The organism is Bacillus sp. JJ1532 (genome assembly GCF_036965085.1).
Lineage (GTDB): Bacteria > Bacillota > Bacilli > Bacillales > Cytobacillaceae > Cytobacillus.
Window position 1 is genome coordinate 1 of record NZ_JBALOW010000056.1, and the last position, 13,742, is coordinate 13,742.

Annotated in this window: 15 protein-coding genes; 14 read left to right on the forward strand and 1 reads right to left on the reverse strand. The window is 37.6% G+C overall.

The features are described 5' to 3' along the window. From V7122_RS18820 to V7122_RS18850, 7 genes are all read left to right on the forward strand, one after another. The coding region (locus V7122_RS18820) for an LTA synthase family protein (RefSeq protein WP_335528218.1) at window positions 1–1,830 on the forward strand (1,830 nt) is incomplete at its 5' end. A gap of 175 nt (window positions 1,831–2,005) precedes the next feature. Continuing rightward, window positions 2,006–2,239, forward strand: coding sequence for a hypothetical protein (locus V7122_RS18825; protein ID WP_335528221.1), 234 nt, complete (start codon window positions 2,006–2,008; stop codon window positions 2,237–2,239). A gap of 149 nt (window positions 2,240–2,388) precedes the next feature. Further along, window positions 2,389–3,075 carry a helix-turn-helix transcriptional regulator gene (locus V7122_RS18830; RefSeq protein ID WP_335528237.1) on the forward strand — a complete coding sequence of 229 codons (687 nt, stop codon included), beginning with the start codon at window positions 2,389–2,391 and terminating at the stop codon, window positions 3,073–3,075. 197 nt (window positions 3,076–3,272) lie between these two features. After that, window positions 3,273–3,935, forward strand: a complete 663-nt coding sequence (gene sdaAB / locus V7122_RS18835) for an L-serine ammonia-lyase, iron-sulfur-dependent subunit beta (RefSeq protein WP_335528223.1) — start codon at window positions 3,273–3,275, stop codon at window positions 3,933–3,935. Window positions 3,936–4,149: 214 nt separating this feature from the next. Next, a complete protein-coding gene (sdaAA, locus tag V7122_RS18840; RefSeq protein WP_335354636.1) occupies window positions 4,150–5,031 on the forward strand; it encodes an L-serine ammonia-lyase, iron-sulfur-dependent, subunit alpha in 882 nt (293 codons plus the stop codon). Between the two features lie 166 nt (window positions 5,032–5,197). After that, window positions 5,198–5,563, forward strand: a complete 366-nt coding sequence (locus V7122_RS18845) for a hypothetical protein (protein WP_335346502.1) — start codon at window positions 5,198–5,200, stop codon at window positions 5,561–5,563. A 207-nt stretch (window positions 5,564–5,770) separates the two neighbouring features. Next, a complete protein-coding gene (locus tag V7122_RS18850; RefSeq protein WP_335528227.1) occupies window positions 5,771–7,018 on the forward strand; it encodes an MFS transporter in 1,248 nt (415 codons plus the stop codon). 35 nt (window positions 7,019–7,053) lie between these two features. Here V7122_RS18850 and V7122_RS18855 read toward each other — a convergent pair whose 3' ends face one another. Continuing rightward, window positions 7,054–8,427 (reverse strand): dipeptidase, encoded by a 1,374-nt coding sequence (locus tag V7122_RS18855; protein WP_335528229.1) that lies wholly within the window; start codon window positions 8,425–8,427, stop codon window positions 7,054–7,056. 411 nt (window positions 8,428–8,838) lie between these two features. On the opposite strand from V7122_RS18855, the gene paaA reads away from it, so the two are divergent. From paaA to paaX, 7 genes are all read left to right on the forward strand, one after another. Further along, window positions 8,839–9,744 (forward strand): 1,2-phenylacetyl-CoA epoxidase subunit PaaA, encoded by a 906-nt coding sequence (paaA, locus tag V7122_RS18860; protein ID WP_335528241.1) that lies wholly within the window; start codon window positions 8,839–8,841, stop codon window positions 9,742–9,744. Between the two features lie 32 nt (window positions 9,745–9,776). Next, window positions 9,777–10,133, forward strand: coding sequence for a 1,2-phenylacetyl-CoA epoxidase subunit PaaB (gene paaB, locus V7122_RS18865; RefSeq protein ID WP_335489740.1), 357 nt, complete (start codon window positions 9,777–9,779; stop codon window positions 10,131–10,133). Beyond that, window positions 10,120–10,935, forward strand: coding sequence for a 1,2-phenylacetyl-CoA epoxidase subunit PaaC (gene paaC / locus V7122_RS18870; protein ID WP_335528232.1), 816 nt, complete (start codon window positions 10,120–10,122; stop codon window positions 10,933–10,935). Before paaB ends, paaC begins: the two co-directional genes overlap by 14 nt. A 19-nt stretch (window positions 10,936–10,954) precedes the next feature. Further along, the gene (paaD, locus tag V7122_RS18875; protein WP_335528235.1) at window positions 10,955–11,449 is read left to right on the forward strand and encodes a 1,2-phenylacetyl-CoA epoxidase subunit PaaD; all 495 of its coding nucleotides are present in this window, start codon (window positions 10,955–10,957) and stop codon (window positions 11,447–11,449) included. Window positions 11,450–11,475: 26 nt separating this feature from the next. After that, complete coding sequence (locus V7122_RS18880; RefSeq protein WP_335346496.1) at window positions 11,476–11,784, forward strand: EthD family reductase; 309 nt, start codon at window positions 11,476–11,478, stop codon at window positions 11,782–11,784. After that, the gene (locus V7122_RS18885; RefSeq protein ID WP_335346495.1) at window positions 11,777–12,556 is read left to right on the forward strand and encodes an enoyl-CoA hydratase-related protein; all 780 of its coding nucleotides are present in this window, start codon (window positions 11,777–11,779) and stop codon (window positions 12,554–12,556) included. Before V7122_RS18880 ends, V7122_RS18885 begins: the two co-directional genes overlap by 8 nt. 124 nt (window positions 12,557–12,680) lie before the next feature. Further along, window positions 12,681–13,556 carry a phenylacetic acid degradation operon negative regulatory protein PaaX gene (paaX, locus tag V7122_RS18890; RefSeq protein ID WP_335346494.1) on the forward strand — a complete coding sequence of 292 codons (876 nt, stop codon included), beginning with the start codon at window positions 12,681–12,683 and terminating at the stop codon, window positions 13,554–13,556. Window positions 13,557–13,742: the final 186 nt, after the last annotated feature.

A 13,742-nucleotide genomic window follows, 5' to 3' on the forward strand; every position in this document is an offset into this window, starting at 1 on the left:
TTTTTATTGTTTCTAAACCCGTTAAGTTCCGCCTTATTATTCCTAGGTTTTGCTTTATTTTTTAAAGGACGGATACAATCTGCATTATTCATTACGATGAACTTTTTAATGTCGTTTTTATTATATGCAAATATTGTATATTACCGATTCTTCAATGACTTTATTACCGTTCCAGTCGTTATGCAAACGAAGACGAACGGGGGCCAATTAGGGGGAAGTGCTTTATCCTTAATGAGTCCTTTTGATGTATGTTACTTTATTGATACAATTATCCTGGCGGTTTTTGTCTTTAAAAAATGGTACAACCCTAGTAAGACAGTAAGCAGAAAGCCTGCGAAGTATGTGATTGCGGCAGCTATCCTAACATTTATTATTAATCTAGGTCTGGCTGAAGCAGATCGTCCACAATTGCTTACTCGTTCTTTTGACAGAAACTATCTTGTGAAATATTTAGGCGCCTATAATTTCTCTGTTTATGATGTCATTCAAAATGCACGATCAGCTAGTCAAAGAGCTTTAGCTGATTCAAACGACATTACAGAAGTGGAGAACTATATTAAAGCTAATTATGCTGCGCCTAATCCTGAATACTTTGGAAAAGCGAAAGGAATGAATGTGATTTACATTTCTTTAGAATCACTTCAAACCTTTATTATCGATTACAAGTTAAACGGCCAAGAGGTAACTCCATTTTTAAACTCATTGGCGCATAATGGCGAAACGTTCTATTTTGATAATATTATTAACCAAACAGGTCAAGGAAAAACATCAGATGCTGAATTTATTATGGATAATTCTTTATATCCGATGTCTCAAGGTTCTGTCTATGTAACAAAAGCTCAAAATACGTATCATGCCGCACCAGCTATTTTGAAAACACATGGATATACGTCAGCAGTTTTCCACGGAAACTATAAAACGTTTTGGAATCGCAATGAAATGTATCGTTCTTTAGGATATGATCAATTTTTTGATGCAGAATATTACGATATGAGTGAAGAAAACACGAAAAACTATGGCATGAAGGATAAACCATTCTTTACTGAATCCATGCCGATGTTAGAAAGTCTGCCACAGCCTTTTTATACAAAATTCATTACTCTATCTAATCATTTTCCATTTAAAATGGATGAAGGGGATACTGATTTCCCTGCAGCTGAAACTGATAATAAGGTAGTGAACCAATACTTCCAGTCTGCGAATTATATGGACCAGGCAATTGAACAGTTCTTTAATGACCTTAAAGCATCAGGACTATATGATAATACGGTTGTTGTCATGTATGGCGATCATTATGGCATTTCAGAGAACCATAATGATGCGATGGCTGAAATTATCGGAAAAGAAATTACTCCTTTTGAGTATGCTAGAAATCTGCAAAGAGTTCCGGTATTCATCCATGTACCAGGAGTAGATGGCGGAGCTCAGCATCAAATTGGCGGCCAAGTAGATGTTCGTCCAACAGTGCTGCATTTATTAGGAATTGATACGAAGGATTATTTGGAAATTGGCTCTGATCTTTTGTCTAAAAACCATCGTGAAGTCATTCCATTCCGCAATGGAGACTTTGTCTCTCCGAAAGTGACCCAAGTGGACGAAAAATTCTATTCCAATGAAACAGGTGAGCTTGTAGATGGAAAAGAATATGCACATTTAGCTGAAAAAGCAAAAGCTGAACTGCAAATATCAGATAACATCGTATATAAAGACCTTCTAAGATTCTATCAGCCAGATGGCTATGAACCGATTGACAGAAATGATTATCAGTATATAAAAAAGGTAGATCCGATCAAAAGTGAAACAGGAAAACAAACGGGCAATGTGGAATAATGGGAAGGGCGGAGAGTAAATCTTCGCTCTTTTTTGTTGCTTTAAAGCTGTTTCATAATGTACAAAAAAATGTTTAACATAATATTATTATGTAAACAAAAATATTTGAAATTAGACTATCGATCATCTATATAGTAAAGTGAAGTTATAGTTTCATTAGACAGGAGGAATAATAATGAGCGAGTGTAAATTAGATCATTCACTTGAAGATGTTAAGCTGAAGTACGGGCAGCAAAAAGAATTTTTACCTAATAGCATGGCTCCGCTATTTGAGGCTTTCTTTAATGAAGAACATACACAGGATATATTAAATGAAGTATTTCACCTGTTAAAGAAATATGATTTAGCAACAGAAGATGAGAAGGTGCAGCGGGAAAACCGCTTAAATTTAGTTTTAAAAAATGTATAAAATGAAATGTGAGAAGACTTGTTAAGCGGAGTCTTCTTTTTTTTGAAGGCTGTTACAAAATTTTTGTAGCTATTAAAATATTATTTTAACTACAGAAATTTTGTGATATTATAATATTACTTGTTTAAATGAAAAAGTTTATGAAGGATGTGTCAGAATTGAAGGAATCTCATCGCCCAATATTTGATTTAGCAATTCGCACAGCCGATATGCTTGTAAAGATGTTTGGGTCTCGTTGTGAAGTAGCCGTTCATGATTTTTCAGATTTGAAAAGATCGCTTATTCATCTTGCTGGGAGTGTGACTGGAAGGAAAATTGGCTCTCCCATTACGGATCTAGTGTTAAACGAGCTAGCAAAAAAGGATCAGGAAATAGAGGATATTCCGAGCTATAAAACACAGTCGAGCAAAGGGAATGTGATGAAATCAGCAACCATCTTCCTTCGTGATATTCACGGTAAGATTATCGGTGCTTTATGTATTAATTATGATATAAGTCTATTAATGCAATTTGGCGGAGAAATCGAAGAATTTATTAGCTTTGATGAACAACAGCATACAAAATCAGAAAACTTCTTCACCTCTGTCCAAGAGGTTATCCATGAAATGGTTGAACAAGTTTTGCTCGGATTTAAGAAAGCGCCATCCCTAATGAGCCTTGATGAAAAAGTGGAATGTGTTAGGCAGCTTGATGAAAAAGGGACATTTTTAATAAAAGGTGCAACAGATTATGTGGCATCAGTACTCGGTGTTTCAAAATTCACGGTTTATAATTATTTACAAAAAATTAGAACAATAAATGAGCTTCAGCCAGAAGAGCTTGCTGAACATAAATAATTTTGAACTCATAAATTAATAGAAAAGCGGAAGCGCCTTGGTCACCCCCGACAAGCACAAGTCGAGCCTCCCGGAAAGGTGTTCTTTACCTTTCTGGGAGGATTGGCTTGTGACCTCGAGGGGGTAGGCGCTGGAGCTAGACAGTTCTCAAACTCGAGATAAGTTATTCTAATATTTATTAAAAAGGAGCATTCGACATGAAATATAGATCCGCTTTTGATATTATCGGTCCGGTTATGATTGGCCCATCCAGCTCTCATACAGCAGGAGCTGCAAGAATTGGACGTGTGGCAAGAACATTATTTAACCGGCTTCCAAAGAAAGCAGTAATATCTTTATATGGTTCATTTGCCAAAACCTATAAAGGCCATGGGACGGATGTAGCAATAGTTGGCGGGCTCTTAGATTTTGATACGTACGATGAGCGTATTCCTTCTTCACTGAAGCTTGCTGAAGAGGCTGGAATGGAGATTGTATTTTCTGTAGAGGAAATGGTACCAGATCATCCGAATACCGTTCGGATTAATTTATACGATGAAAAAGGTGATTTAGAGGTTGTTGGTATTTCAATTGGCGGAGGTACGATTGAAATAACTGAACTAAATTCATTTAAGCTTAAATTGTCTGGCGAACATCCAGCTATTCTTGTTGTTCATAACGATCAGTTTGGTGTTATCTCATCTGTTACAAAAATATTAGCAAATCATGAAATCAATATTGGTCATATGGAGGTTTCCCGTAAGGAAAAGGGAAAAATGGCCTTAATGGTGATAGAGGTAGATCAAAAGATTCAACAGGATGTCATTGCAGAGATAGAAAATGTTCCTAATGTAACGCAGATTATTAGAATGGTTGATTAACTTTATTCAGCAGAAATCCCCTACTTCTATAAATAGGGGGAGAATCAATAAGAATAACTAATTCAGTGGGGGTTAAACTCCGGCTGAATAAAGTTAAAGCCTCCGGCGGATGCCTCGATTTTTCATATGGAATTTTTCGAGCAAGCTCGAGAAAAATGGGGCACAAATACACCAAGGCGCATTTGATTATATAGCCAGGATTAGGGGTGGAAAGATGATTTTATTTAGAAATGTAGCTGAACTTGTTGAACTTGCCGAAAGTAAACAAGTGAAAATAGCAGAAATTATGATTCAGCAGGAAATTGAAGTAACTGGGCTTACTAGAGAAGAAATTATTGCTAAGATGGATCGTAATTTAACGGTTATGGAAGAAGCTGTTGAGCGCGGTTTAAAAGGGGTTACTTCAGTCTCCGGTTTAACGGGTGGAGATGCAGTTCTGCTGCAAAATTATATTAAAAGCGGAAAATCATTATCAGGAAATATTCTGCTGGATGCGGTAAGTAAAGCAGTAGCAACGAACGAAGTTAACGCAGCAATGGGTACTATTTGTGCAACTCCGACTGCTGGTTCTGCAGGTGTTGTACCTGGTACATTATTTGCAGTGAAGGAAGTCTTAAATCCAACGAGAATGGAAATGATTGAATTTCTATTTACTTCTGCAGCCTTTGGCTTTGTTGTCGCAAACAATGCGTCTATTTCTGGTGCTGCTGGCGGCTGTCAAGCTGAGGTGGGCTCGGCAAGCGGGATGGCGGCTGCCTCTATTGTTGAGCTTGCTGGAGGTTCACCTAGTCAGGCTGCTGAGGCAATGGCCATTACATTGAAAAACATGCTTGGCTTAGTATGTGACCCTGTTGCAGGATTAGTAGAAGTTCCTTGTGTGAAACGAAATGCAATGGGTGCTTCAAATGCGATGACCGCAGCTGATATGGCTCTAGCTGGCATTAAAAGCCGAATTCCATGTGATGAAGTCATTCATGCGATGTTCCTCATTGGTCAGTCAATGCCATCAGCATTAAGAGAAACGGCTGAAGGCGGCCTTGCTGCAACTCCAACAGGACGAAGACTAGAAGCAGAAATATTTGGCGAAAAAAAATAAAATACATGAGATGCCTGGATATGGTGAATGTCCAGGTTTTTTTGTTTTTGCTATTCACACTTCTGACATATTTTAGTAAATCATTATCATTGTAAATAAATATTCACAGATTCCTACTAGTCAATGGTGGTAAGATTAATGTAATAAAAATAAGGAGCGATAGGTGATGGAGGAGATATTAACGAAAATATTGAATGGAATGAATGACATAAGAAATCAAGTTGCTGAAATCAGTGATAACATTAAATCGCTGGAGAGACGGCTGGATCGATTGGAGAAAGTCGATAGCATTGAACATAGAATAGAAGTGAATCAAATTGATTTGTCTGATATTAAGGACATAGTTGAAAAAATGGAATCCTATCAAAGAGAGGAATTAAATGACTTTTTTCAATATTTGAAAGGGGCTTCAATTAAAATATTCAGCGAAGAATTACTTTGTATTAATCAGCGTTTGGATGCCCAATTAACGAAAATTGCTAAAAACGAAGAAGCTATTTTGATGCTAAAGGGTAAGAACATGGTCAGCTGATTATTTTTAGTTATATGCTATATCAAAAGAGGCCGGAAATATGGCTTCTTTTTCTTTTTCGAAAAGCTGTTGTGAGTCCAGTAATAAAATTTTTCCTAAAACGCAGAAACCCCCTTGCATCTTATTTGAGGAGGGATTATGATAGCTAAAGAAAAATTATTTAGAATGACGAAATAAATAGCTACATGAATGAAGGAAGAGGAAAAAATGCCACAGTCGTATAGTACATTAAAGGCAAATGAAAAGCTTAGTATCCGAAATGGAATTGCAACAACGATTGTCCTAAATATTAGTAACAATTATTTTCCCTTGTTCGCTATTAGTGTTCTTGGGGCTACGAATTATCAGGTCGGATTAATTAGTTCATTGCCGCAATTTGTCGGGATGTTCGCGATGCTGATCGGATCAATCATTTTAAGCAAATTAGAAGAAAAGAAGAAATTTACAGCTTATTCCTTTCTGGCTGCACGTTTGTTTCTCATCGCAATGTTTTTTGTCATATATCTACCTGTTGAATATCGGAGCTGGGCATTTGTTCTTTTAGTTGGATTTATGAATTTACCTGGTTCATTTGCCAATTTAAGCTGGCAATCCTTTATTGGAGACCTTATTCCTGACGAAAGAAGAAGCAGCTTTTTTAGTGACCGAAATAAAATGATGACTATTGTTGGGATGATATCTACCTTCTTGATCGGTATTCTCTTGCAGCAATTTGATAAGAGCAATGCTTTGCCATTTCAGCTATTATTTATTTGTGCATTCCTTTTCGGGTTATTGGAAGTTTACTATTTATTGAAGCATAAAGAAAAAAAGACTGATAAGAAAATAGAAAAGAAGAAACTAAATCTAGGCCTCCAGGTTTATAAACATAAACCATTCGTCTATTTTTTAGTTTGCTGCTTATTTTTTAATTTTGGATGGCAAATGGCGTGGTCATTATTTAGTATTTACCAAATAAAATATGCAGGAGCGACTGCTTTTTGGATCAGTTTATTTACAGTTTCCAATCAAATTGCTCAGATAGCCAGTTTTAAATGGTGGGGGAGAATGGCCGACAAACACAGCAATGCAAAGATGCTGATATTGGTATCTTTAGGAATGGCCAGTACTCCAATTTTGACTGTGCTCTCCACTAATTTAGTTTATCTTGTCATTGTAAATGCTTCTTCTGGCTTATTCGTCTCGGGGACCGTGTTATTATTATTTAATCATTTATTAGAGGTTACAACGGAGGATAATCGCAGTACATGTATTTCGAATTATAATATATTGCTAGCACTTGTAGCGTTTATTGCTCCACAGTTCGGTGTATTCCTTCTTGAGAATACTAGTATGGACGTGGCCATGACTATTTCTACTATTCTAAGAGGAGCTAGCGCCATTCTGTTCTTTTTTATGTTCTTATATATGCGAAAAAGCCATGCGGGAACAATCGGCAGTAAAGTGCTTGGATAAATGGAAAGACGCCAGCTAAAGTGGCGTCTTTTTACTTAAATTGATTTCTCCAGTTCATACCAATAATAACAAAGTGTATCAAGACCTTTATCAAAGTTTTCTAAATGAAAATGCTCATTTGGCGCATGGAAATTTTCATCAGGCAGACCGAAACCCATTAAGACAACAGGAAGCTTTAATATTTGATCAAATGCCGCTACGATCGGAATGGATCCGCCTCCACGTGTATAGGATGTAGGAACTCCATATACCTTTTCATAGGCACGGCCAGCAGCTTGAATAGCTGGATTGTCAAAAGGAGTGACATACGGTGAACCCTTATCAAATAAAGAAATATTCACCTCTACACCTTTTGGTTTATTTTTTTCGATATGCTGCTTTAAAAGGTTTACAATCTCATCAGGATCTTGATTTGGGACTAGACGGCATGTAATTTTTGCAGTAGCTTCAGAAGGGATGACTGTTTTAATGCCTTCACCTTGGAAACCCCCATAAATCCCATTTACTTCAAGTGTCGGCCTAACCCATAATCTTTCTAATGTCGTATAGCCTTTTTCTCCGAATAATTCTGTGACTCCAGCTTGCTGCTTAAAGCTTTCATCACTCATTTCCAAAGCATCGTATGCTTGTTTTTCATCTTCAGTTAAAGGCTGAACTTGATCATAAAATCCATCTACAGTTATTTTTCCATCGATATCATGGAATGTATTAACTAGTTGGACTAGGGCGTGAATAGGGTTTTGCACAGCTCCGCCATATAAACCTGAATGCAGATCTCCTTTTGCACCTTTCACATCAATTTGTAAGCCGCATAATCCGCGTAGACCATAGCAAATGGTAGGCTTGCCTTTATCAATCATGCCCGTATCCGATATAACAATCACATCAGCTGATAAAAGCTCTTTATTTTCTTCAACAAAAGCTGGAAGATTAGGACTTCCAATCTCCTCTTCGCCCTCAATGCAAAACTTAAAGTTTACCGGAAGAGTGCCAGTTGTTTGCAGGATTGCTTCAATGGCTTTCAAATGCATGAATACTTGTCCCTTATCATCACTGGCACCACGAGCAAATATTTTTTCATCTCTAATATCTGCTTCAAATGGGGAAGTCACCCATAAATGAAGGGGATCTACAGGTTGTACATCATAGTGGCCATATATAAGAACTGTCGGTTTTCCTTCGGCCTTTAACCAGTCTCCATAGACAACGGGATGCCCTTTTGTTTCGTAAATTTTTACATTTTCAACCCCTATTTTTGCCAGTGCATCAGCTGTCCATTGGGCTGCCCTTTGTACATCGTCTTTATGGTCGGGCAGGGCACTAATACTTGGGATTGCTAAAAATTCAAAGAGCTCCTTAAGATGTATTTCTCTCTTATCCTGAAGAAAATCCAATACTGCTTGATTCATTTTACCTTCCTCCATGTCCTTATGTCATTATTCCGGAATTACCTTTACATAATCTTTCCAAATTGTTTGTCCTATCTAACTATAACATAGTCAACTGTTTGGATAAAAACTCTAAGCCACTACCGTCAGGCATCGGGTTTTCAATGAAGAAAATTGGGTGAATTAATATATAAAATTTTCAGAAAATTCATTGACTTTTTACCATTTCCAATGTATCTTTGTGATAAATATATGACACATAATAATCATCACGATAAATAAACGTTATATAAAATTACTTAAAGGATCGATTTTAATTTTTAAGTAAATTGTATGAAGTAATTAAAACGTTATTAAAATTTGGGGGTGAGTAATTTGTCAATAACGATTTTTAACGAGCACTTAACAGATGAGGAGAAATACGAGCACTTCATGAATCGTATCAACAATGGTGAAAAAATTGAAGCAGATGATTGGATGCCTGACGAATATCGTATAACGCTGATTAAATTAATTTCAATGCATGGAATTAGTGAAATTATGGGGGCGTTGCCTGAAAAGGAATGGGTTCCGAAAGCACCTTCATTAAAAAGAAAGCTTGGGATCATGGCAAAGGTACAGGATGAAATGGGACACGGGCAGCTGCTATTAAGAGTTGCAGAAGATTTAATGAAGCCTTTCGGTAAAACCCGTGAAGATATTATGCACGATTTATTTAACGGAAGGCTGAAATTTCATAATGTGTTTCATATGGAAGCCCCGACATGGGGAGATGCAGGATTAATTGGCTGGCTTGTTGATGGTGCAGCCATCATTTCGCAAACCAATATGCTAGATGCTTCATATGGGCCTTATGCAAGAGCGTTGAAAAGAATTTGTGCAGAGGAAGTTTTCCATGCCCAGCATGGCGAGTCCATCATTATGGCATTGGCTGAAGGAACAAAGGAACAAAGAGAGATGGTTCAAGGTGCCATTAATAGATGGTGGGATGCCCTCCTGATGTTCTTCGGTCCGGCAGATGCATCAACGACTGGAACTTCTAAGCAAGACATTACAATTAAATATCGAATTCGAACCAAAACGAATGAACAACTGAGACAGGATTTCTTTTCGAAATACATTCCTAGAGTCATTTCTCTTGGATTAACAATCCCGGATGAAACGATGCATTTTGATAAAGAGCAGGGAAAATGGGTTTATAAGCAGCCTGACTGGGACCGGTTTAAAGAAATTGTCAGGAATAAAGGCCCGAAATCAAAGGAACGTTTGGAATTGCGGCAAACAACTTATGTTGAAAATCAGTGGGTCCGTGATGCGCTGGCAAATGTAAATCATTGAATTTATGAAGAAATTAGATTGGAGGAGAGCCTTTGAGCAGTGGAGGATTTTACCAGGAATTCGAGGTTTTCAGTAAAAGGACGGACACCTCCCCATTACAATATCAGTTTTCCTTGCTTGCTCCAAATCAAGAGCTTGCATTAGTTATGGCACAGGAAAACTTTATGCGGAGGGAGCCGGTAGCAGATATTTGGGTAATAAAAAGCTCGGATATTCGAAAAATGTCTCTTGAGGAAAAGCAGACATTGATGCGGCTTGATAATAAAGATTATCGAAATACGAAGGGATACGGCTATTTAAGAAAAAAATGGCGTCAGTATGAACAAGCAATGCTTGATGAAAAGGAAATTTTGTCATGGGGAGGATTGAAAAAGAGTGAACAAGACTGATATTTCATCACTGGATCCTGCATATAAATCTTCATTAACAGCACTCTTATACCAGCTCGCTGATGATGATTTCATACTCGCCTACCGAGGATCGGAATGGCTTGGCCTTGCTCCTCATATTGAGGAGGACGTTGCCTTTTCCTCCATTGGCCAAGATACAATGGGGCATGCGGCGATGTTTTATCAGCTTCTAGAAGAACTTGGTGAAGGCAGTGTTGATGAATTAGCGCATTCACGAAAAGCTAAGGACCGAAGAAATGCTGTTTTGCTTGAAATGGTTAATGGTCCTGGCCACTATTTATCCAAGCCCCAGTACGATTTTGCATTTGCAGTTGTTAGAAATTACTTCTACGTACAGGCAAAGAAAATCCGCATGGACTCACTGAAAAATTCAACGTATCAACCACTTGCTCATATGGCACTCAATGTTAATATGGAGCTCTTCTACCATCTTTTACATTGGAAAACATGGTTTGTGCAATTAATGAATGCTGGGGGTGAGGCAAGAAAAAGAATGGAAGCTGCTGTTGCTAAGGTATTCGCTGATTTCGAAGGTGTATTGACTTTAGGACCACTCGGGAGTGATATGTCAAAATTAGGATTAATTGAAGATGAAGAAATATTGAAGCACAAATGGAGGGCTTCTATGCTTCCAATCTTTGAAGCTATCAATTTGCCGATGCCAGATTCGTTCGGAATGAAGAGTGGGAATGGACGTATTGGAGAACATCTTAAGGAACTCGACACTGCTTTAGCCATTCTATCTGAAGTATATCATGCAGATCCCACAGCTACTTGGTAGGAAGAAGGATTGATTGTATATGAAGAAAATAAATACCTCTGTAGACAATATTATTAAAGTGCTGCATCAAGTAAAGGATCCTGAAATAGACTCCATCTCGATCGTTGATTTAGGGATGGTAGAAAGAGTGACAGTGAATGGCTCTAACGTAACAATTGAGTTGCTTCCAACCTTTATGGGCTGCCCAGCTCTTGAAATTATCCGTCACAACGTAGTAGCAGAAATTAAATCTCAATTTGCTTTTGAGCTAATTGATGTACAATTCATTTACCACCCACCATGGACGTCAGACCGAATTACAGTAAAGGGGAGAGAGGATTTAAAAGAATTCGGAATTGCCCCTCCTCCAAAACATATCCGCGAAACTGGAGAGTGGCAAGTGAATTGCCCGTTTTGCGACTCCAACTATACAACTCTAGACAATCTCTTTGGGCCAACTGCCTGTCGCAGCATTCTTTACTGCAGGACTTGCAAAAACCCTTTCGAAGCTATGAAACCTGTTTCAACAATATAAATACAAATTGAAAGGAAGAAAGTAAAATGGCAAAACTTATCGCATTATACAAGCATCCTGAAAACAAAGAAGCTTTTGATAAGCATTACTTTGAAACACACGCTCCTCTTACGGAAAAAATCCCTGGCCTTCGCAAAATGGAGGTTACTAGAATTGTAGGCAGTCCAATGGGTGGGGAAGGGAAGTATTACCTCATGTGTGAAATGCATTATGACAGTCTAGAGTCACTTCAATCGGCGATGAGAACCGATGAAGGGAAGGCATCAGGCAAAGATGCAATGAAATTTGCAGGTGATTTAATTACATTAATGATTGGTGAAAGCGTAGATGGGTAATGACTATGAATTTATTGAAGCTGCCATTGAAGGAAAGCTAGGATTCATAGCCTTAAATCGTCCAAAGGTACTTAACGCAATTAATCGCAAAATGGTATCAGAAATTCTAACTGTTATGGAAGAATTTGAAGAAAATGATGATGTCAAAGTCATCATATTGACCGGCAAAGGAAGGGCATTTGCTGCTGGAGCTGATATCGAAGAAATGGCTAATGACGATGCAATCGATTTTGAGCTGCGCAATCAATTCAAGGATTGGGACCGATTGGCCATGATAAAGAAGCCAATAATTGGAGCTGTCCAGGGGTTTGCTCTTGGCGGGGGGTTTGAACTTGCCCTATGCTGCGATCTTCTTTACGGCGCAGAGGATGCGGAATTCGGATTTCCCGAAGTAAATCTTGGTGTTATGCCTGGTGCAGGAGGAACGCAGCGGTTAACAAAGCTAGCTGGTAAAACAAAGGCGATGGAATGGCTTTTTACTGGAAAAAGAATCTTGGCAAAAGAAGCTCTCCATTTTGGGATAGTCAACCAACTTTTTGCTAGTGAGGTTCTAATGGAAGAAACATTAAAAATGGCTAGACATATAGCCAATCAAGCACCGATATCTATTCGCTTAATAAAGGAATCGGTGCTGAAAGCGGTAGATGTCCCTCTTGAAGAAGGCATGGATTTTGAAAGAAAAAATTTCTATTTATTATTTTCAACTGAAGATCAAAAAGAAGGCATGAAGGCTTTTCAGGAAAAAAGAAGGCCGAATTTCAAGGGGAGATAGAGAATATAACATAATGCTAGGATTTAAAATGTTATGAATATTTCATTTTATATAGTAGAATTACTTCATAACGTAATTATTTCGACATTCTTTCTATATGAAATGAAGTGAGGATTGAAGGTACTTGAATACTAGATCAATGATTTTTACTTTATATGGAGACTATATATCACATTATGGCAGTAAAATTTGGATTGGAAGTTTAATTCGGTTATTAAGTGAATTTGGTCATAATGATCAATCTGTTCGGGCAGCTATTTCTAGGATGAATAAGCAAGGCTGGGTTCAGTCCGATAAAATCGGCAATAAAAGCTATTATTCTTTAACAAATCGTGGTCAAAAGAGGATTGATGAAGCGGCTAAAAGGATATTTAAACTTATGCCGGAAAAGTGGGATGGACAGTGGAGAATATTCATGTACACCATTCCAGAGGAAATTCGGACAGTAAGGGATGAACTTAGAAAAGAATTAGTATGGAGCGGATTTGGCTCCTTATCTAATAGCTGCTGGATTTCGGCAAATAATCTCGAAAAACAAGTTAATGAAATCATTGATAAATATGATATCAGTCATTATGTCGATTTCTTTATCGCCAAATATGAAGGGCCACATGATAATTTTCGTTTAGTTGAGAAGAGCTGGAACCTCGAGGACATTAATTCCAAGTATCAATTGTTTATTTCCGAATATAGTCAGAAATACATCATTGATAAAAATAAAATACAAAAGGGACAAATGTCCGATGCTGAATGCTTTGTAGAAAGGACTAAGCTCGTTCATGAATATAGAAAATTTTTGTTTGTTGATCCGGGACTGCCTGAGGAGCTGCTTCCTGATAAATGGTTGGGCAGTCATGCAGCATCCTTGTTTAGTGAATATTATAAAGAGTTAGCAAAGCCAGCTTCCCGCTTTTTTGAAACTGTGTTTAGAGAAGGAAACGAGATTGAGCACAAAGATGTTAATTACGATGTGCTCGATCACCCGTATATTGTTGAATAGTTATGATGCCATTCGTCCTAGTATGAAAGAAGGGTGGCTTTAAAGCATACAGAATAATTCTGTATGCTTTTTTTCTTGCTTCCAAAGTGATAATATATTAATCTAAATATATTAAATTTTTTGAATATTATTGACTGTTTACTTCGTAAAATGATAGTATAACGATATATTTACGCTATCTACGTT

What these genes read in the sequence shown, in the direction of transcription:
- V7122_RS18850 (WP_335528227.1), top strand. Translation starts at nt 5,771, where the DNA reads ATGCCACAGTCGTATAGTACATTAAAGGCAAATGAAAAGCTTAGTATC.
- sdaAA (WP_335354636.1), top strand. Translation starts at nt 4,150, where the DNA reads ATGATTTTATTTAGAAATGTAGCTGAACTTGTTGAACTTGCCGAAAGT.
- V7122_RS18880 (WP_335346496.1), top strand. Translation starts at nt 11,476, where the DNA reads ATGGCAAAACTTATCGCATTATACAAGCATCCTGAAAACAAAGAAGCT.
- paaA (WP_335528241.1), top strand. Translation starts at nt 8,839, where the DNA reads ATGAATCGTATCAACAATGGTGAAAAAATTGAAGCAGATGATTGGATG.
- V7122_RS18855 (WP_335528229.1), bottom strand. Translation starts at nt 8,427, where the DNA reads ATGAATCAAGCAGTATTGGATTTTCTTCAGGATAAGAGAGAAATACAT.
- V7122_RS18825 (WP_335528221.1), top strand. Translation starts at nt 2,006, where the DNA reads ATGAGCGAGTGTAAATTAGATCATTCACTTGAAGATGTTAAGCTGAAG.
- V7122_RS18885 (WP_335346495.1), top strand. Translation starts at nt 11,777, where the DNA reads ATGGGTAATGACTATGAATTTATTGAAGCTGCCATTGAAGGAAAGCTA.
- paaD (WP_335528235.1), top strand. Translation starts at nt 10,955, where the DNA reads ATGAAGAAAATAAATACCTCTGTAGACAATATTATTAAAGTGCTGCAT.
- sdaAB (WP_335528223.1), top strand. Translation starts at nt 3,273, where the DNA reads ATGAAATATAGATCCGCTTTTGATATTATCGGTCCGGTTATGATTGGC.
- V7122_RS18845 (WP_335346502.1), top strand. Translation starts at nt 5,198, where the DNA reads ATGGAGGAGATATTAACGAAAATATTGAATGGAATGAATGACATAAGA.